Here is a 20485-nt window from a genome sequence, read left to right on the forward strand (position 1 = left end):
ATGGATCAAATAACATGCAGTCATGAACTGTTGTTTGATAACGGTAAATTGGTGAATGGCGTCATCACCGGATACGGTGGTAGTGGATACGTCAGTCTGTTACCAAATCTATTATCTTCCCTGAAGTTACGGTCAGCACGTAGTGCATCGATGTGCGATGCGGTGGTGTTGAGCTTTAGCAACTTTTCAGAAGAGACTTGCTCTCGAGTTGGGGCCGAGCTTATACGCCTGTCGAAAAACAACTCGTTCACCCTAAATCCTCTGGCATATTTTGAGAGTTCTGATTTAGAGAGCGCAGCACGGTACATCATGGCGATGGCTGGTCTAACGACGCAAGGTCGTGAGGATGTTGAGCATGTTACTCACGCCATTAAGCTTACTAAAGCACTACATGGCAGTACGGCGAGTCTAACTGGTCTGCAAGCCTATTGCCAAGACCACGACAACGCTGTACTAAGAGACTTAGCTCTTGGATTAGAGCCTTTTACTGAGCACGGCGATTACGGATCTTTGTTTACGACGAGTAAATCGCTACTTCCTCTAGCGGGGCTATCAGTGATCGATTTCTCAGATATCAGGATAGGAGATCGTCTTGAGTGTCTGCTAATGATTCTTGTTCTGAAGATAAGCAGCTTACCTAATATCAATGCGCATGCACAACGTGTTGTGATTGTGGAGGATTTGCTTATGCTGTGGGCGGGGCTAGATGATGTGAGCGCACTTTGCGTACCGATCCTGGATCAGATCATAACGCGCGGCAACGATGATGATTTTGGACTTTGGTCACGTCAAATAAAAATAAGTGATTTTGAGCAAAACGTAGCCGGTTCGAAACTAATTCAGAGCGCGGATACGTTCGTTTATTTGACCAACTCAATTGATACTAAAAATGATCAGGCTGCACACGACAACGTTCCTGCAGCCGAACTTAGAGTGATGGTTTCTGGCCTTAATTCCTCTAAGCAGGGTAGGATAGAGATGGTTACCCAGCGAGCCGGAGGCCAGCCCGAGCTTGTAAAATTGCGTGTTTAGTAACAAGTTTTCCCATTAATCAACAAAAAAACTCGTACTAACGCTACCCAAACCGCATAACCGATCATCCAATACGATGGGGTAGACGTGTAAGGTATCAAACAGCATTTGAAAGTAGTGGATGGTGAGGGCAGTGCATGGATATTTTTCGAGGCTTCATGGCTCAGATATTCCAAGCGTGGGCTTCGGTTGCAAGATGTTGTCAAGATGATGTACTTTTGAAACAGTGTTGATTTAAGATAACTCAGATTGGCTATGTGGGTTTAGAGAGGGAATATGAGACTACGGCTGTTGATTGTCGCTTTTCTTTTGGTTGGTGTAGCTGGTGGCTTTCTTCTGCGCACCTACGTACTCTAGCGATGTTGGACACGAGTAATGAACTTAGCCGGCCACTATCAATTTGATGCTGAGTATATCGAGTCATTACCTCCAAGGGCACACTCTTACTATGTGTGGGAAAAGTCTGCTCATCGTTATCAAGGCCGCTTTGGTTTACGCATAGACCCAACAGGTCGCAAGTCCTTCATATTTCGCTACTATCAGAGTAAGAAGCGCCGATTTTTGTCTCTCGGTGTGTTCCCAGCGATGTCCGTAACGCAGGCGAAAAACCGCGCAGGCAAGCTGTCGAATAGTCTTCAATTTGGAGACGATCCTCAGCAGGTAATGCTTAGAGTTGATTATCAGGCTCGCGTCGAGGAGCAGAACGAGTTACATCTGGTAGCCTTCAGCAGCTATTTACCGCCCACGCAGCGCACAAACGCGACGCAGGAAAGCGCAACTGGCAATCTGATCTAGCCACATTGGAAAAGTACGTGTTTCCGTACTTGCCCCGCTCTATGCCTGCCAAGGACGTCGAGCCTCGCCATATCGTCCCTATCCTAGTAGACCTCATAAAAAAGGGCTCCGTAGTTCTCAGCAATCGATTGAGATTGCATCTTCACGCCTGTTTCAGTTTTGGTATGAAGCATGACTACGATCCGGCAAATTTTAGCGGTGCGACTTTTCGCATTGCTGATAACCCCATAGCAAAGATACCAAAGCAGTCCGGCGCTGAGCGCGTAGGTTCTCATTATCTTTCAATGGTTGAGGTGCACCAGTTTCTGTTTGATCTTGAGCAACGCCGTGACGATCTAGTGATTAGCCAAAGCTTGCGTAACCTAGCAACACTCTGTCTCCACACTGGAGGCCAACGGCCTTATGAACTTGCCAATCTCACATGGTCAGATGTTTACTTTGATGAATCACTCATCGTGGTGCCGAGCGAGATTTTCAAGGCCGGACGTGAGCACGTAGTGCCATTAACTGCATCGGCGATCAAAATACTCGAGCGGCAAAAAGAGATTTCCGGTGCAACTAGGTTTGTTTTTCCGGTGAAGGGTAACCCAAATAAAGCGATGTCTACTAACAGCTTTGCGCATGCGGTCTCGCGTTACTGCTTGAGTACTGATATCCGGAAATTTACCCCTCGTGACCTCCGGCGCACCTTTAAAACCTTGGCGGGTATGCTAGGGCTTAGTAAAGAGATCCGTGACCGCGTTCAGGGTCACACAATAGCAGGGGTTTCAACCAAGCACTATGACCGTTACTCATATCTACAGGAGTGCCGGTAGGCGCTTGATGTATGGGAGCAAGCGCTGCTCAACTACGACTACTACTTGCAACGTGTCAATTTAGGTCGACCTAACGTCTGACAAGACCGTGAGGTTAAACTATTAGCTCGAGAGGTAATTGGTCACTGTGAGCAGCTATGTCAAATTGCCAGTTTTTACTTAACGGTTAGCACGATCAGAGTAAGGTGTGAGTAAATAGAACTTCCAGTCTTTAGTCCTTGTTCAGAGCGCGCTTGATGTCCTCAGCATTAAACCCTGCCTTGGCAATTTGATAAGCTAATTGTTGTACCTGCGCTTGTTGTTTTTCTTCAAGAGCAGTCTGCAATGCCGCGGCAACCGTTTTTAGAGCGTCTAGTTCGGTTTTGGACTTAAGAGTTCGGTTAATCCTAGTTGGCGGCTGCTCAGCGAAACCATGCAGCACTTTTGCGTAGAAATCGGTCAAATTGACCTCGGCCGCGGGTACACTAAGTTGCGTATCGCGCGCTGTGGAATCCTCAGAATGACCTTGCTCTTTTTCCTCACGCAATTTTCGAGCGTGGTCAAAATCAAAATAATAGTCTGTCATATGTGCCTTAGTAAAAATTGAAGATGTGTGGTGTTCCGATGGGCAATGCCATAGTATTTTACTGACTGAGCAGTAAACGAGCTATCCTGAATATAGCTATGCGCAGTAATAGAGTCAATTCGTGTTCGTTGAGATCTCTAGAGACTAGATCTACTTCAAATGCCAGTACCCAAAAGCGAACTGATGGTGTTGCTCTAATGGTTGACTAGGGCAGACAGAGCTTGGTGCTAAGTTGGGAGATAGCGCACCTTTATGCAGCACAGGAGTTAGTCTTGTCGAATTCATGAAAGCGCTCATACTGCCAGTGGTGTATGAGCGCATTTTCCGCACGCCAGAGTCACCTGTTATTTCAGACTAACTCTGGATGTACCTCGACATGCTCTGCTACGTTATCTGGCCCAACTTCCCCGTATAGGACAACTAATCCGTCCGTAAAAGTCGGATACTTATCACTATCAAAATACGCCACTACATTGTCCTGTTCATCTAAGATTTGCCACATCTGCACACCTACGATTTGTCTAACAGTTCCCTTTTTCATGGTCACCTAGTTCTCCTTTTTCAGTTGTTCGGGCTTATTGATGTTAAATGTTCTTGCTGGTAGCTTTATTTGGCCCTGCTGATCAGTTTTGTAAATCTCAAGTCGAAGATTGGATTTATCAATGCTTACAAGATCATTCTTAGCAAAGCTCACTGTCCGCACAGTTGCTCCCGGATTGACCTGTGTGAGCTTGCCCGGTTGGCCATTTAAGTGGGCTGCTCCGATGCTCTGAAGTTGCGATCCTTCAATCGTCACAGTGAAGTCACCTGCGATGTCCAAGTTTTTTGGTGTCACACTGGCAATTGTGGCCGGTGCATAAGCCTGAGGTGTTGAGCACCCCGTCGAAGTATCCAAATCTACATTAACTTCGTCGGAGCCCATTGGTGTTAGTACTCTAAGTTTGTTGCCGGTGTCTGCATCTAAGTAGAAGTTCTGATTGGCTGGAATCTTGACAATTATTCCCGTCATGTCGGGTGCCATGGTAATAGTGCTTCGCTCCAGAATGACGCCTTTGTACATAATTTGTGAGGCTCTCCAAAGTTCATCACCTTCTAGCAGTAAAGTTGAAGGTTTGCAGAGGCGGATTGGACCGCCGCTTACGCGAGTGACGGTCGGTTGATCTTGGTGTTTGGTGAAGAACTTCGTGATCGATTTGAATGTTGAACGACGGAGCTCGATCTTCGTTAACGTAGTATTCTGCGTTTCATTGGCGACAGAGGAGTGGGCGATATCTTTAAGTCCAGGGGCCCAAAGCGATGAGTGTTCAAGTAACAGGTGTGGCCACCAGCCGGGGATGGACAAATCAGCAGTTAGGTCGTGGGTTTTAAGCAAATGAGCCATATCAATCTGACGTTCGCCATCAAGCACTGCATGAGGCCCAAAAACCCAACCAAATTCATTTGTACCAGCCTTGCCGTATCCAACTACAGTTGGTACGCGTTCAGCAGCAGTAGCGCGCCCCGTCTTTTGACGAGCGTATTCAGTTGCAGCTGAAGCCCCCAAACCGGATGATGGTTCCGTCGCGGCAATGGAAGCGGCCAGTGATAGGCTGCTCGCCGAGTGTGCCGTAGTGGAGATTTGCTGTACTTGCTCTCTTGGCCCGATGTTGTAGAAGCGCACCGACTGCTCCTGATTCGAATCCATGGCCAGCGCCCTCCATGGCGTCGGATTTAAATAACCCTCGCACTCATCTACGTTGCTCATTTGTCTAACCAGGATGTTACGATATCTAGCGAACGTGGTAGCAATTTCATCCGTTGTAACCTGATCCTTTTTTCCCTGATCCGGTTCGCTAGGCGAGTCGCTTCCACCGTATCGAAGCTCGAGCGCATTCTGGATATTATTGAACAGATTGTACTCATCACTTTGCATAGCCGCCTGTAGAAGTGGTTTGCTTATCGCAACATTAGTAATGTTTTTGGCGGTACAAAACTCACGTAACGCTTGGTAGGTTGTATCCTTAGCAAGGGCAGGTTGGGTCTTCTCCCATTTCTTTACGAGTTTCTCATGATCACTTTCTATCATGCGGACTATGCTATCAGCAGGCATCAATTTTCCGTTGTAACTAACGTAGTCAGGCAATAGTAATTCGTACCCAACAAATGCCAAGCCTGGATTCAACTGGACAATGTTAAAGTTATTCAACAGCAGACGTTTCACATCATAGTTTTGTCGATCAATTTGTTTTTTGTCGTCGGGGATGCGATAGCGTTCACTAAGGTTTAACTCTGTCAGCCAGTCATGGAGTAATTGTCGGATTGCAGGGTACGTTTGAGAGGGAGGTAGGACCTTGACCTCGAGTACACCAAGCGACCGGGCGTAATCCGGGTCGGGTAAGATTGTGGTTTGCAGTTGTAGACGTACTAATTGGTTGCCACCAGTATCATGTCGTTCATCAAGTAGAGTGGCGTTACGCGTCGATTTAAGCAGGTTTCGGTAAGCAGAGCGGTTACGGTATTCATCAAATGGGCTGAGGGTCGCGCTGCTCGCGGTAGGCTGCTCGAACTTGGTATCTAGTCGAGTTGTTGTAGCCTGAGTTAAACTTGCAATCGCTTTAGTCAGCTCATCTAGTGCGGCATCATTAGGGCCAGTGACCTTTTCTGGTTGTTGATTGGAAATTTCGTTTAGCTTTTGATTAACTGCTGTTGTTTGAGCGTCCATCTCAGAGCGAATAATATCCACGTCCTTCTGTAATTGCTCAAGTTGAAGACGTAACGCCGTGGTATTGATTTCATTAACCAAGTCGGCTTGCTGTTTGGAGGAGTTAAAGTTAATGGCGCTCACCGGATCAAATTTGAGACCGGCACCAGCGGCTAGGATCGAGATGTTCTCCATCTCGCTTATGAGTTCATTACCGAATTTTATGGAATCTGCGCCAGCAATGAGCTCATCAATCCATTTGAGATCTTGATCGCGCTCGGCGATCAAAAGCTCTCGACCAAAAACCTTTGCGTCTGTGACGATTATAGTGCCAGTTGCATTGGCGATATCAGTGTCGTATGTCACTCGATCTGTGTAATTCGAGCAACAGCCGTAGAGCGTCACCAATGCTGTCGTTATTATGGTTAGTTTACTATTCATCGACACCTCCTTGTGGCGAATGGATAATGATTTGTCTATTTATTAAACAGAAGCCATGTTATTGGAAGAGTGCGCAAGCAGACACGTTGTGATTAAATAAATCTTCGATACGTCACAAAAACGATAGGCATATAGCCATGGTCGAGGAACATGAGTTAGTAGTTTGATAACAGGCATGTGCCAGGGTGAAAAATTGAATTTTAAGGAGAGTCAATCAGCATGAACCTGTTAAACCACAAGAAACTTAATCATTTAGTGAGTGAATTGAATCGTAAAAAGCCTCACTTGGTTGGTAGCCTTAACTTGAAGCAGCAAATGATGCTGTCAGTACCTGCCGTCTTGCTCGCTAAGCAGATAAAAGAATTCACACCAGAACTTCTAGAGCAAGATGAAGTTACCGTCATTGTTGCAGGGGCCGCGTTCCATGAGACTATGAATAAGTGTCGAAGTTTTTATTTACTAAATTCGCTATTGAACACCAACATCACGTGGAAAATCTATCTTATTGGCAACGAGACTGCATCAGAGCAACCTCCGCATAATTTCGAGGTCACAAAGCACTTTGCAAAGGAGCCTGTTTCTATAGAACTAAGCGAAGCGATGTTAGGGCCCTCTCTTGACCGCTTTGGACTTCCAGATATCTTAGTGATGAACCATCCTGGCTTTGAGAGTCATTATCAAGATTGGTTAATTAATGATGACGGATTAAATCGCTGCTTAAAGGCTAGTGTACCAATCGTCGGGTGTTCATACGGGACCGATGAGATACAAATTGATAGCTTCTATGCCGACGCATTCGGCCTAACCCTGAAGCACACATTCAATGGTCTTTTTTTGGATATGAGTCCAAAATCATCACTACAGATGAGTGTACCAGAATCAATGCTGAGAGGGGCTAACTCCGGCATGATGGATTGGGGGAAAACCATCTGGAAAATAGATCCTGCAATCGATGGAACGGTTCCAAACAATGAAAAGCTGGATTACATCCGCGATATGGATATTGTTCGATCAGCAGTAAATAGATATCTCATGCTTAGCGGAACCATCTCAGAACCGTATGAGTGCTACGATCAGTATATTCGCTGGCAAGATGGCCGTAGAATATTGCGAGTCTATGCTAACTACAGTTTGGACATTACTAACGGCTTGATTTTTGATGAGGAAAGCAATCAGGTTATGAACGATGATGTCGAACTTGATTGCTCTGATGTGCCAAATATGAACAACTTAACTATCCATGACAAATTGGTACTTATGACGCAGGCCTTTCAAAATTACGTCTCAGATAATCTGGATGATGGGGGAGTCGACGAGATTGATGCTCTTAGTGAGAGCGATATGACGGAAATTGAATCTCATAACGATCTGTTTAGTGACTCTGAACTCGTTGAGAGTATGTTAGGTGGCCTTCTTGGGCCAGAAATGGAAGGGGTGACAGTGAATGACATTTTTGGCTTTAGAGACACGAAAGAGTTATCTCTGGAAGACGAAGAAATTACGAATTTAGCTCATACGAGAGATGTGCAAGCTTTGGATAAATACCCCACAGATGTCTTGGCGCGTTTTACAGATGAAGATCATAAAAATTTGATCCATATTGCAGCAGCTTACGATGATTTAGAGTTATTAAATTTTGCAATGAAGCGTGGTGTTCCCATGAATGCAGTTGATAGGGACAATTACTCTGTTCTTGATATCTGTTGTGAGGCGCCAACATCTTTGCAGGTAATGAAATATCTCCTTGAAAATGGGCTTGTCAAAGAGCTAGTCAACCGTCAGGACCCTAGAGGTTTCACGGCTATTTACAGAGCAGTGGATAGTGGCTCAAAGGAAGCCTTTGATCTATTGCTCGAGTACGGTGCGGACCCGTCTGTTAAAGCAGTGAATGGTTTCAGTGCACAATATTTAGCAGATCGAATATTCAAGAAAAGTTGATGAGCAGACGATGTGGCCACTAGCAAGGAAATGGATCATGTCGGTGTCGGTGGGCATTACGGATAAAAGCTAGTGGCTTCAGTTTGAACGTAGCAGGTTTCAAATTTAACAAGTAGATTAATCTCGCATTGGAGTGTTAGTATTATCCTCTGCAGGCACAAGGTGCTGTCCAATCAGGGTTAGAGGACCCAGAACAGGCACTAAAGAGAAATTCTATAACTCGCCACTAGACTAAATTCATTCAACCAATCCGGCAGAGTAGTCATGATTAGCATATTTGAGTCACCAATTATGGAGTGCAAACTCAGCGCCTTTTTAGATCAGCAAGACTGTTACCCATGGGTAGAAGGGCAATCACCAATAACGCGAGAGGAAATAGCTGCGGCCCTCGATAGGCCAAATGAGCTAATCGCGCCGGGGTTGTTTGTCGATACAGTCGCTGACTCGGGAGAGCGTGATAACTTCGGTGCAACCCGCGCTGAGCACGTAAAGCGCATTGGCTGGTTCGTTTTGAATTGGGATCTGTCACCTGACGACGCCCTCACAGCAAGAGAAAACTGTGGCGGGGGCCTTTCAAATATCACTGATGGTAACCACAGATATCTGGCTGCTTGGTATCGCGAAGAGGATAGCATTTTCGTAAAGCTTGAGGATGGCTGTAAATCAACCGTCGAAGGTCTAACGTCGTTTGTACGATGGATAGAGCCTCCAGCTTCTGCTCTTCGGTTTGGAGTTAGCATTGTTAGCACAGCAAATGATGCGTGTGAGTTTCTCTGGGACGGCGACAGGCGCTTCTGGCTGAACGATGGTGTCACAGGCATGAGCCTTGCGACATTGCGCGAGGGGATGCTGTTGCAGCGCTATAGACGTAATCTGGAGCCGGTTGGCGGTCTAATGACAGGAGAGGCTACGCGCGATAACCTGGTCGATTTCATGTTAGATGAATACCACCCATTTCAGCCATATAGAGAGCAGATAAATGACTCTGTTGTGGCGTTGGTAATGCCTTGAAATTGCCAAATTTTTGAATACAATCGAGATTAGTTAATTGAGTTATCAGCGTGCCCGGCAAATGTACTATTGGTTGGCTCAACGAGAGAGGTTTTGATATGAAGACAGTCAAGAAAACGCTATCAGCGCAGCAGATTTCAAATTTGCTCGCTGGTGGTGAGATAGTTATTGCCGATTAGCCTAATGAACAGCTGATAAAAATCAGCTTGGAAGAGTGTAATGCCATGGCGTTCGCTCGGTTGATAGATGAAGCACATAACACGCTTAAAGAGAAGCTGCGCCGCCTAGGGCAAGAGTAGAGCAGGGCGGGCGGTCAACGTGCAGTTGTTTATTTCGAATATGGTAACCTTGAATTTGTCCGGGCAGCAGGGCTCAACAAGGCAAACAGGACACTACTAAGGATATACTTGGATATGAATATCATTGGGCTAACGTATGGGCCAGCTTCGGGTCTAATTCTATATCTTCGAACAATTTTTCCAGACCATAACCTAATTGTCGGTGAAGAAAATTTTCAATCGTTGTCCCAGCACCCGGCAGTTGTGGATAGCCCCGATAAATTACAGACATTGGCTAATGCGGAAGGTCCAAACCGAGTTTACATTAACTTGATAGATAAGATAGATGTCGACTCACTTAGATCCCAAGAGCTTGGTTCGGTGATCGTTGCGGAATGGGTTAATCAAGATTCCACCTTGGAAAAAGCTAACCTATTTCTGAGGCATGGAATCGAGATTGCGGACATTAATCAGAATGTTTGGGCTGATGACATGCGCAGGAATACTTTCCCGCCTCTTCGGTTGTCTTTGCTAAATCAATTTTCCGACTTCGAGGTTGTATGAATACCAAGCAACAAAAAACTAATGGTCTAACGATCTTCTTACTGACTTTTCTGATATCCCAGTTCATTCTCATGCGATTTGGCGCGTCTTTGGGAGAGATACATGAAGCGATATGTCGTAACTGGCTGCTTACAGCTGTTTTTTCGTTGATGGCAATAAACAACAGCAACATTATTAAGAAGTTTTGGAAGAAGTTGCTCATCACCATACCAATTTTTTTCTTCGTAGTAAGCACGCAGGCTTATATCACATATGAATACTTTGGCTATGATAATCAGACCGAAATAGGTTTTGTCGTTACGGGTTTGGGTCTAGCGCTCGTGTCTTCTATAGCCTTTGGTGCATCATTCTTAGCAAAACGATTTGATCCCGATTTTAGTATTTTTCACGAGCAAAGTAAGAGGCATTCTTGTGACGCGGTGAACAAATAACGCTCAGGAACTTGCGCACGATGATCGCTCTGCATAATGTTGATTTATTCAATGTTGAAGGGACGCACCGATGTTCAAAGCCTGGTATCCAAAAGGATCTGATGTGGCAGCAAGGTTCTACTTCGGGGATGGCGAGTTTATTGGCAAGCGCGCTAACAAGCTCATGATCAATGCGCTTACTACCGTTCGAGAGCATGGCATCCGCTCGTTATTACTCGAACATGACATCGATATCGACACACTTGGCTTAAGGGAGCTGCATGACGCATTAGAGTCAAGTGGCCTTCTAGAAAGAAGGCGAGGCCGCGGTCGGACTCAACATTCAGGCCCGAAGCCGACACGAAACAAGCGCGATATCATCGATAACATTACGTTCGCGAACTTTGGTGCTAAACAGTCTCACCAAAATTACGGCTTGCCAAGCCGGACACAAGAAAGCCTCTATCGCGAATCACTTCAGCTCGACCCAAGCACCGCACCATTTAGACCAGCCACTCGAAAAAACGTTAAGGTGATCATTGACCATCGCGAGCCTCAGAAACTCATAGCTCTTCTTGCGAGCACTGGTCTTCATGTGACCGTTGGTCAGCTTGCTGCAGGGGACATTCTGATCACCAACGATGAAGATTCGAAAAACGTTACCCTCATTGAGAGAAAGACAACGCTTGACCTCAGACAAGCTATTACTGGCGATAGTAAGCGCGCTCACAAACAGGTAGAGAAATACTACGATTCCATGGTTGCATCAGCACGTGAAGGTGTAAGTCTGAAGGTAGTTTGGATTTACGAGGGAATTTTGAACGAAAGCGGTGAATATCAGGGGGTCTACAATTCCCTCGACCATATCAAGCAGGTAGATGGCTGGATTAATTATGTTACCGCGATTGCTGGACAGTACCAGCTAACAAGCTTCAGCACCGAACACACGGCTTATATCGTTGCAAAGCTTATTCAGGGGGTATCAGAGAAGGAATTATTCTACCCTGTGAAGGTTGAGCACGCCGGGCGCGTCGATAAAAGCAGGTCTGAGCGTAACGCTATGACAGGCATGTTTGATAAACCCATACGCGTTGAAGAGCGTGAACATGGTGTTATTAGGCCAGATGATGGGTTGAGATCGATACTTGCACTAATGCCAGGTATAAATCGGAAAGTAGCTAACGCTCTAGCGGATACAGGTCGTTCCTTAAACGAAATAACGGCGATGTCTCAAGAAGAACTTCGTGCTATCAATGGGATAGGAGAGGTGACTGCCAAGCTAATCTTCAACACCTTTAATCAACGACAGCCAAATTAGGCTGATTGAAACACACAGCGTTAATGGTGAGAGGTTATTGGCCAATTGGCCAGAACCATTCACTAAGGGAAAATGTAGTAAGTATGAAGAAATCTCTATTATCACTTATCGCAATAATCACTCTCAGCAGTTACATGGCAAGAGCATCAGACTTTTCGCCTGGTGGTTACTGCTCATTTGCATTGGAGGAAACCTACTCCACAAAATTGACTGATATTAAAGTGATCGAGTTTGGCCCAACTGATCTTATCTGTTCAGGCCAGCGAGATTCAGGAGAAACACTGCATATCCTCTTTCTTAAACGAGACCGAGCCGTTTCAGAGTTGACTAAAGAAGAAGTCAAACAGTTGACTTCAATGCAATTTAAGCCCATCCAAATCGTCACGCACGTTGGCATAATGCTAGATTGAAGAGGTAACCTCTTTTCTGCTTTGTACTGAATGGATACAAGTCAGCTGTTCGTAAGTACGTCGTCTCCAATTACTCATGTCTCTGCTTAGCTGGTGGTAGAGTGATAGACTATTCCGCTTCCATTTATCGAAGATTCGTGATCTAATTGTCAACAGTTTCAGCGGGCTTTGGGTGCTCGTGCCGTTGCCATGGCGCAGTCAGTAGATATACCTTTCGATTTTTCCAAGCAACTATTTGACTCGCATTTACTGTGCGTGGTCAGGCAACAACTGCAAAGGAACGGTATTATGCGGACTCCAATTCTCTCAACAGATCTATCTTCACCTTTCAACCAGGTAGCTAGCTATTTAGGTCGTCACTGGCCAGACGGTAAACTCAAACATAATCAAGGCCGAGAGTTACTCGCCAATCTGCTCGGTTACAACTCAGTTCATGAGGTCTATAAAACTGCAGCCACCAATGTTCTTCCCGAAAGCATATCGCTCGAAGAGATAAAAAAGTCGATGTTTGTTCGAGGGCTAAAACGATTAAACTCCAGCCCCAAAACACTCTTCTCTTTGCTCAATAGACTGCCATTTAGCAAGCTCGCGTTCTATCGCTGTACAGCACAATACAAAGACGAGCAAGCGAAAGTCGATGCCAATCTAGACGGTAAGTTTCTAGTAGAAGATGAATTTCATCGAGCATTGTCATACACCTCGCCTGCGATCTTTTGCCAGTTGTTTGACCAAGGTCTTGTGCCTCCTTATAGGCAAGCAGTGAGAAAGACCTCAGACGGTTACGAAATATTCGATCAATCAAGAGTAGAGCAGTTAGTGAGGCCATTTGACGACCTTCCGGCAGAGGTGTTGGAAGAGCAGGGGGTCGAACCATCTAGGATTTTACAGGACCACATTGCGCCGCATATCTGGTATACCCTGGCGGATCATATCGACGCTATGATGGAAGCGAAAGATTTCGACTTGCCGCGTGGCTTTGCTGTGTTCGTTGCGTTCACGAGCCCTAAGAAGGACGCTGATCGAGTATTTTTAATCGGGAACGGTGAGTATGGCGCCGTTATCCCACGCGTATTCAAGACGATCAGTGAGGTTTACGAAGGTATTGAGGTTCTTCTTAAAGGCCAACCGATTCGGGCACAAAGTGCACGTTTGCCAACGCTATATCGTGTGCGCGGTGGCTTTAATCAGAGTCGTAGCGAGCATTATGTGTCTAGGCTTGGGTTCACAATGCATGAATCATATCAGGATACTCACGCTTTTGTTCATAGTGGCCAAAAGTATGTGGCGGTTGATCCTATCAAGCCCTATCCAGTTGGCTGGAAAGAAGCCGTCAATTTTAAAACAGATGACAGCCGGGTTATTCAAAACGCACAATGGCCGTTAGAGAATATAATTCCAGCATCACTTGCTCAAGAATCGGTTCAATTCCAATCAGTTGTGCTCGGCTCTCAAGACCGCAACTTGTACAACTTAAATAAATTGTCTCAAGCTCAGTGGGCGTTATTGCTAAATCCAGCTAACGCGACCGCTATCATTTTCGAGTCAAATGAACTCGCTGTCTTCCTTGATGAGGATATAACCAGAGACGAATATGTGCTAATTGGTGAGTCAGTTGTACGCCACTTCCCGGAGCTTGATGGCCTGTTCAGCCTCGATGTACTTGGCGTGATCTACAACTCGAGCGAAGCCAACTACGACTACTATTGCTCAGCACTAGATGATGAGCTAGAGTTGTGTACCGAGCGAAAAATCAGGTTTTTGATAGCAGTGGCGGCAGGGTTGATAACTGGAAAAACGCGCTATTTAGCCGACTCTGATGCGTTAGTAGCAGCATGCAAAGTTTTTAGTACTTGGATTTTTGATGTCGATTGGAATTTAACCTACAACTGGCGTGACACGGCTATCGATTTTCTTGGAGATAAAATAAGTCTATTGTGCGACGCAATTTCACGTCATCACGAGATAGATAGTTTCGTGAAGTCACTTTTAGCGTATGAGGGGTCAAAGCCAGAAACAGATAGCAGGTATGTGTATAATTCAGAGCGTTCGGAGCCCAAGCGTCAATCGACTCAGGCTTCATACGTAGAGAGATATAACAACTCACGCAAATTATCAACTGTATTAATTGATATAGCGCAATCCAACGGTTCTCCTTTGTCTTGATGAGGAGATCAACGTTGCTACAAGCAGATAATTAATGAACGGATTGAGTTCGTGGTAGCCCAAGGCCCTGGCAAAAAAAGAGCAGGGCAGTAGCCCTGACTTTCAGAAATCCATAGGAGAAGATATCAGCTATGAAGCTTAGTGAAGTAAATCTTAGGGTAAATCGGCGCTTTTTGATCATGTGCATAGGTTTGACACTATTATCGCAAATAATATTGCTTGTGCTTGATTTCACCGACACCTCTAGCACAAAACTAACTTACCTGTTAAGCATACCAGCGTTAGTCACAATTTGTTTTTCGTTGGTGGATTATCTGCCTTTGGAAGAAAGAGAGGCGTCAACGGTGCGCCAAAAGGATTAACAACCATGGATGCTGCAGTATGACTAAACGCTAGCAACGTGAGCAACCAACCTTTGAATGGGCCGCGTACTTATACTAGGCGCCAAAAACTACTGAGCTTAGGTTCGTGATAGGCTCTCTCAGGTTTACCTTAAAACAGTTATGCCCCCCATCTCATTTTATCAGAGTAGGGGGCCAGTATTGAAGCTTGAGTCTTTCGTTGGTCTATGGCTCTAACTAGTAAAGTTATCACATAGCCTTAATCGACAAATTTCGAAGAAAGTTGGGGGATGTGGAATAGCATGTCTATGTGAGAATCCTCTTTGAGCTCGTCAATCGCCGGATAAACCTCGACATTGAGCCTCTCACCGAGACCTAGGTCGATCACGATCATTTTAGTCATACCTGGCATTACCTCGACCCAGCCAGTCTTCGTCATGATCTTGATGCCATGGTCGGAAGATGCGTCCACTGTTATCTCAGCATCTTGATCGCCAGTGGCCAACATACTGTCGTCAAGGGAAAGAGGATATTGCGACTCGATTACAGCTAGCGGCTCTCCATTAGCGCGATAGAGCGCGACACCATCTTTGGTAGGCAGGTAGCGAGCTTTGCCTAACTGAATATAGTTCTCTGGTTGGTAGTTGAATCGAACACTTGATACTTGGCTATTACCAAACTCATCCGTTGCGAGGACTTCTAGATGATAGTCTTCATCCTGCCCAAGGTTAGGAAAAAGCTTCGGCAACTCAAGAGAATAGCTAGTACTTTGGCCTTCAGTTCTAATATGGGAATAGCCCAATAAGTAGTCCACATCAAAGCGAGATCCACTCAGCTTGACTCGGATGTCGGTTATAGCCGAATCGTCAGTTAGCGTAAACTCAACTTTCCTGAGGTCTTCGACAACCCACTCAAGATCAGCGCCGTCGTAGCCAAACTCAATCTCTGGCGCTTCCTTGTCATTCAGGTAATCCAGTAGGTACTCATTAATCGAAGGGCCGTGGTTTTCTTCAGCAAAGAAGTAGATCTTGTGCATGCCATGGGGCAATTGTGTTAAGTCATACAGTAGGTCAAACTGCGAGTTGGTTTGCTTATGCTCGATAGGTGATAGTGTTTTTTCACCATTTTCATCTCGAAGTTCATATCCTTTTAGGCTAATCCTATTTTGAAACCCACCTTGAGCGTGTTGAATAAGAGCTATCGAGAGTAGTTTGCTTTGCTGATCAAAATGAAAGCTCTCAAGTTCGGGGTAGTGCTGGTCATTGTACGACCCAACAGGGTAAATTGGGTTGCTGACAAGGGAGCCGTCTAGTGCTCTGGCGTATGCTGCGTCGTGGAAGTATCGAGAATTGCCTTTCGTCATCACCCACGGAGACGGCATTTCGACTTCGCAGTATTGTTCACCTGCCGGAATGATGCACTCGTGACCGGAGTGTGTCGCTTTTTGGTCATACGAACGCATAGAGGCGCCCAGTCGCATCTTTTCTATACTAACTGGCAGTTCGGTATTCATCACTCGACGAGACCAGTTATCATAGTCCTCGAGGTCACTGTACCAGTACTCACCTCTTAGCGCTGTGGGAGTTTGGGGGGCAATGTCTGAAAGTACAAATGAATAGAGCTGATTACCACTAGCGGAGCGGTAATCTGCCTGAATCCGCCAAGTGATTGTGACGCGGCCAACTTCGCCAGTATCGATATAGTACACATAACCATCATTCTGATCTGTAATGACTTTATCGGCACCAGAGACTAAGAGACCACCAGCGTTGTTGAAGTTGCCTGACGAGTCGCGGTGGTTCCAGTCTTCCACACGATACATAACTGTTGCTGGATTCGTGTCGATTTCCATATTTCGAGAGTAGGGTTCGAAGCCAACTTCTCCGGCAATCACGTTTTCACTGCCGGGCACTTTTACCGCATATGCTTCAAGCGTTTCTGCGAGAACGGTATCATAATACACAGTTTGTTTGGGTGTGTATGACACGTTACCAGCTTGGTCTTCTAGTCGAATACGAAATTCAAACGGAGTAGTTGCGCTATCACCGTGTGGAAACATCGTTTTGTGTGTATTCAAGTTGATCTGGGCGTAGGAAAGCGAAGGACTGTATGTCATTTCCTGTTGCCTGTAAGGGATACGCGTGCCGTCGTCACCGATTGTAAAGGTCTCCATGATGGCAGATACGATACTAGATTCGTCAATGATATCAGGTAGGTTGAGTATGGTATGAACACTTGAAACAACGTGAGAAAGATACCAGCTCCCGGGAGGAAGCAACGAATTGATATGCCCCCCGTATTGCATTTTGACGTACTTCTCACCATAGCCAGGTGGGGTGATGTCCCTGATCACTTCGGTAGAGACGGTGTCCACGACATCTCCGCTAAGTGAGATTGTTTCGGCCGTGATTTTGTATTTGCTTTCTTCAGGCAGGTCAATTGGCACAGAAAATCCAAAGAACTCTGTTCCAAAAGGCGATAGAACATCATTTACAGTGACGACATCGGTAGTGAAACTGCTAATTTCTTCAGTCTCTGTTTCGACGCTTACACGAATACGGCGATCAAGGCCCGCGCTGACATGGGCGGCGACAAGAGACGTGTTGTTTAAAAGTGTTGCGGAGTTGGTACTACGTTTGATTGATTTGCTAGTTTCAAGCGTGTCAATAAAGCTAAACCCTTCGATCGCAGAAAAAGCGGGCGCGTGAGCCATAGCCATAGACAACGCAATACTTAGTGCAGGTCTATTGCTGAACATCGGAAATCCATTTGAGCTGTTAAGAATGTAGAGGTTTCGAAACTAGCTTATAATAACGAGCAACCAAGGTCACTATATTGAATGGAATTTGTTCTTGAAGTAGAGAGAGGTAAGGTCAAGGTTGATAAAGACTCGACCTATTATTGTGTGATTTATGGCAGCAATAATTACAGTTATTACCGCAAAGTATATTTAAATCATATACTTACTAAGGTTCTTGCCGGCTAGTGTTTGCTAAGTAAAACCCGTTGATTACTCTAATAACCGATATTATTGCATCGTTAGAAACTAGGAGTCCTTATGCATCGGGTGCTGTTTTAATTCAACATCAATTTTGGTTTTTGATATTGGCTTACTTACTATGTCGATATGTGGCCACTTACCGCACATGTAGTATCGAGTATCAGCTACATCTTTGAACGGTACAAGCCATTGGTCTTCGTTGCTTGCCCAACAACATACTGCAGTCTCGCCGACAAAGCTGATCGTTGGAGTTCCACGTTCGAATGTGACGTCACTGCACATTTGTGCTGGTGTACTTCCTGTCGGCCCAGGGGCGTCTGCTGCTAGGTCTCTAATACTGATATAGTTACCCATTTCTATCCAAGTTGAACCGTTCAGAGCTATTCCGTGTTCTGAAAATTTGTAGTCGTAACCATAGAACTTGGACAACTCGTAGGTATACATTCCAGTACCGATCACTTGCCAGAGTACTACACCTGTCAAAAGACCGGATACTACTGGTATTAAGGGCTTAAACATTTCTTCGATAATCCAGTAAAAAACGTTAGTCTACTAACTTAACCCTCTAATTTCCAATGTCTTTCGCTAGTTACCAAGTACTGCAGTTTCTTTAGTCCTACTTTGCAAATTTCAACGTTTTCACCAATGCCGCATTCAAGTATTGCTTATCACCCCCCTATTGAAAGACGTCTGACCACAGTAAATGTGAGCCTGAACGCTATGCAATCAGTTGACAGGGTTGGCTCCATTTGTTAAATGTTAATTTAGAAATTGATGCTTTTTTGTACAAAGTACATTAGGGCAGTAACTAGTGAAAGATGCGTAACTGAAGAGGTTACGCCTTAAAGAAGAGAACCAAACATGTCTACTAAAAAACTAAAAGAAATGAACCTAATTTTCATTGAATCACTCACAATGGAGGTGGCATCCTATGAAGCGTACCGAAAGCAAGCCTGGCACCCAGACGGATAGTCTAGTAAAGAAAGATCTCGGATTAATTCAATGCTTCACTTCTGTGTTCTGGAGAAGCCTTCGTTCGAAGAGAGAACGATTCTATGACAGGGTAGATATTCAAAGTTTTTGGGCTGCAACCAAATCACAGAGACTCTGTGTAGCTGTCCTAATGCTCGGATCTTTTACCTTAGACGCATCGGCCTGTTACACACTGTACGTAATAGGTTCAGCCGCCATTGAGTGGATGTCACCTGATAGTTCAGAGGATAAGCAAACATTAAGCGCAGGTAGAAGTAAAGATACCAGCGACAATTCAACAACTAGCGAAGAAAACGGCAACAACACTACCTTTATTGCCACGACAGCTCTACCCTTTGAGCTCACCGAAGTCCAAGTGGCAAAAGAAGCCCCTCTTCTCATAAACTACATCCCTACCCTAAGCTATATTTATGATCATTTCGTGCAATCTGAGATGACCCCAAAAATTGCGCAGCTTGGTCAAGTCATTTGCAACCGAAAAGGCGGCTATTTGCTGTCCGGTAAGGTTGACTATAGGTCTATTGGAAGAATTTTGCCTCCACCTGCCCACCTTCCTGATGAGTTTAGCTCAAACGGCAGTACCATGGCTGCTGCAGTTCTAGTTGACTGGGCGGAAAATACACTTTGTAACCAAGAGTCAGTTGATTTCAGTGAAAAGTATATTGCGCCGGATATGACCAAAACTACCAATGATAGCTTTTGCGATTTTTTATACGTAAACGAGCAAGCTGATTGGTTAAAACAGGCCTTTGGTAAGGAGCAGTGTAATGGCTAGATTTGCTATAGGAGTGGTTCTTACTTTTGTCGCTGTAAAGGCAGGTGCTGCATTGACCATTCATTCGCATGGTAGTGAGCAAATGGTTACGGGCAACGCGATTGTCCTCAATTGCTCGGGTAAGTTCAAAATCGTGACTGCTTACCATACGCTTGAAAACTCGATGCGTGACGCTGGTGGTCAAATATCACTAACATTCAATGGGCTTAAGTTCGACGTTCCAGCTCAAACCAGTGTGCACCGCCATTTTCATGATGATGTAGCGGTAATCTCACCGCTGAATGGAATCAAAGAAAGCTTATTTGATGTACTGTCTCAGTCCAGTTATCCCCTCGACTGGAAGGCTTCAAAGTGCATAGCTAATGACTGCGATCAACAACGAGAACTATTAGAGAAAGTCGTAGTCATGTCAAAAAATGATGGGGTGCTCATTGATAACACACCGGGCTTGCTTGGTGAGTTTGGAGTCAGTACGAGCATTCTAAATCCGGATATTGGAGGAAAGTTCGCAATTAACTCTCAATTAACGATCCCCGCTTCTTCTGGTTCCCCGGTACTCGACGAAACCGGCAAGTATCTGGTGGGTATGGTAAGTAGTCATTTAAAGGACCAAAATGGAGGTTTTACCAATGTTACACTCGCGATATCTTCGACCGATTTTGCTGACCTTTGCCACTTGGACGATAGCAACTGGTTGTTCATCAGCACCGGAAGTGTCAAAAGTACCATCTATGAACACGGAGCAAGTGGTAGAGACCCCTATTCCCTCACCGCAGAAGACCAAGCAGCCCTCGGTGAAAGACAGCCAGGCCAAACGGACTGAGGCACCTAAACGATGCACTGATGATACTCTGTCTGAAAGAGTTTGGCAGTATCGGTGTGCTGAGCATTATATTGTTAAATATAGACAAGTTTCTAAGCGTAGTATCAATGGCAGAGTATGCAGCTTGAACTC

General features: G+C 45.3%; 17 protein-coding genes. 12 read left to right on the top strand and 5 right to left on the bottom strand.

The window, feature by feature from the left end; genetic code table 11:
- The 3 genes from ACZ5R2_RS23555 to ACZ5R2_RS23565 all read left to right on the top strand — a co-directional run bounded on the left by ACZ5R2_RS23555 (position 1) and on the right by ACZ5R2_RS23565 (position 2642).
- Positions 1-1032, top strand: coding sequence for an MMPL family transporter (locus ACZ5R2_RS23555; protein ID WP_464900634.1), 1032 nt, complete (start codon positions 1-3; stop codon positions 1030-1032).
- A gap of 375 nt (positions 1033-1407) precedes the next feature.
- On the top strand, positions 1408-1827 hold the full coding sequence (locus ACZ5R2_RS23560; RefSeq protein ID WP_464900635.1) for an Arm DNA-binding domain-containing protein: 420 nt from the start codon (positions 1408-1410) through the stop codon (positions 1825-1827).
- A gap of 164 nt (positions 1828-1991) precedes the next feature.
- Entirely contained in the window at positions 1992-2642 is a 651-nt protein-coding gene (locus ACZ5R2_RS23565) for a site-specific integrase (protein WP_464900636.1), read from the top strand.
- Between the two features lie 211 nt (positions 2643-2853).
- Here ACZ5R2_RS23565 and ACZ5R2_RS23570 read toward each other — a convergent pair whose 3' ends face one another.
- The 3 genes from ACZ5R2_RS23570 to ACZ5R2_RS23580 form a co-directional block, all read right to left on the bottom strand.
- Positions 2854-3207: a hypothetical protein gene (locus ACZ5R2_RS23570; protein ID WP_464900637.1), complete on the bottom strand. Its 354-nt coding sequence runs from the start codon at positions 3205-3207 to the stop codon at positions 2854-2856.
- 349 nt (positions 3208-3556) lie between these two features.
- The gene (locus ACZ5R2_RS23575) at positions 3557-3709 is read right to left on the bottom strand and encodes a hypothetical protein (protein ID WP_464900638.1); all 153 of its coding nucleotides are present in this window, start codon (positions 3707-3709) and stop codon (positions 3557-3559) included.
- Positions 3710-3754: 45 nt separating this feature from the next.
- Complete coding sequence (locus ACZ5R2_RS23580; protein WP_464900639.1) at positions 3755-6328, bottom strand: hypothetical protein; 2574 nt, start codon at positions 6326-6328, stop codon at positions 3755-3757.
- A 219-nt stretch (positions 6329-6547) separates the two neighbouring features.
- Here ACZ5R2_RS23580 and ACZ5R2_RS23585 point away from each other — a divergent pair, with 219 nt between their 5' ends.
- The 7 genes from ACZ5R2_RS23585 (at position 6548) to ACZ5R2_RS23615 (ending at position 14420) form a co-directional block, all read left to right on the top strand.
- Entirely contained in the window at positions 6548-8266 is a 1719-nt protein-coding gene (locus tag ACZ5R2_RS23585) for an ankyrin repeat domain-containing protein (protein WP_464900640.1), read from the top strand.
- 264 nt (positions 8267-8530) lie between these two features.
- On the top strand, positions 8531-9277 hold the full coding sequence (locus ACZ5R2_RS23590; protein ID WP_464900641.1) for a hypothetical protein: 747 nt from the start codon (positions 8531-8533) through the stop codon (positions 9275-9277).
- 413 nt (positions 9278-9690) lie between these two features.
- Entirely contained in the window at positions 9691-10119 is a 429-nt protein-coding gene (locus tag ACZ5R2_RS23595) for a hypothetical protein (protein WP_464900642.1), read from the top strand.
- Positions 10116-10550: a hypothetical protein gene (locus tag ACZ5R2_RS23600; RefSeq protein ID WP_464900643.1), complete on the top strand. Its 435-nt coding sequence runs from the start codon at positions 10116-10118 to the stop codon at positions 10548-10550. The genes ACZ5R2_RS23595 and ACZ5R2_RS23600 overlap by 4 nt, the downstream gene beginning before the upstream one ends.
- 70 nt (positions 10551-10620) lie before the next feature.
- The gene (locus ACZ5R2_RS23605; protein ID WP_464900644.1) at positions 10621-11847 is read left to right on the top strand and encodes a helix-hairpin-helix domain-containing protein; all 1227 of its coding nucleotides are present in this window, start codon (positions 10621-10623) and stop codon (positions 11845-11847) included.
- Between the two features lie 83 nt (positions 11848-11930).
- Positions 11931-12257: a hypothetical protein gene (locus ACZ5R2_RS23610; RefSeq protein WP_464900645.1), complete on the top strand. Its 327-nt coding sequence runs from the start codon at positions 11931-11933 to the stop codon at positions 12255-12257.
- Between the two features lie 288 nt (positions 12258-12545).
- Positions 12546-14420 carry a hypothetical protein gene (locus tag ACZ5R2_RS23615; protein ID WP_464900646.1) on the top strand — a complete coding sequence of 625 codons (1875 nt, stop codon included), beginning with the start codon at positions 12546-12548 and terminating at the stop codon, positions 14418-14420.
- A 600-nt stretch (positions 14421-15020) separates the two neighbouring features.
- Here the strand turns inward: ACZ5R2_RS23615 and ACZ5R2_RS23620 are convergent.
- Both ACZ5R2_RS23620 and ACZ5R2_RS23625 read right to left on the bottom strand, forming a co-directional pair.
- A complete protein-coding gene (locus ACZ5R2_RS23620; protein WP_464900647.1) occupies positions 15021-17519 on the bottom strand; it encodes an Ig-like domain-containing protein in 2499 nt (832 codons plus the stop codon).
- A 288-nt stretch (positions 17520-17807) separates the two neighbouring features.
- The gene (locus ACZ5R2_RS23625; RefSeq protein ID WP_464919474.1) at positions 17808-18245 is read right to left on the bottom strand and encodes a hypothetical protein; all 438 of its coding nucleotides are present in this window, start codon (positions 18243-18245) and stop codon (positions 17808-17810) included.
- 448 nt (positions 18246-18693) lie between these two features.
- Between ACZ5R2_RS23625 and ACZ5R2_RS23630 the strand changes: the two genes are divergently transcribed.
- A complete protein-coding gene (locus ACZ5R2_RS23630; RefSeq protein WP_464900649.1) occupies positions 18694-19530 on the top strand; it encodes a hypothetical protein in 837 nt (278 codons plus the stop codon).
- Positions 19523-20353: a hypothetical protein gene (locus ACZ5R2_RS23635; RefSeq protein ID WP_464900650.1), complete on the top strand. Its 831-nt coding sequence runs from the start codon at positions 19523-19525 to the stop codon at positions 20351-20353. Before ACZ5R2_RS23630 ends, ACZ5R2_RS23635 begins: the two co-directional genes overlap by 8 nt.
- Positions 20354-20485 lie beyond the last annotated feature (132 nt).

The organism is Vibrio sabulosilitoris (genome assembly GCF_055391395.1).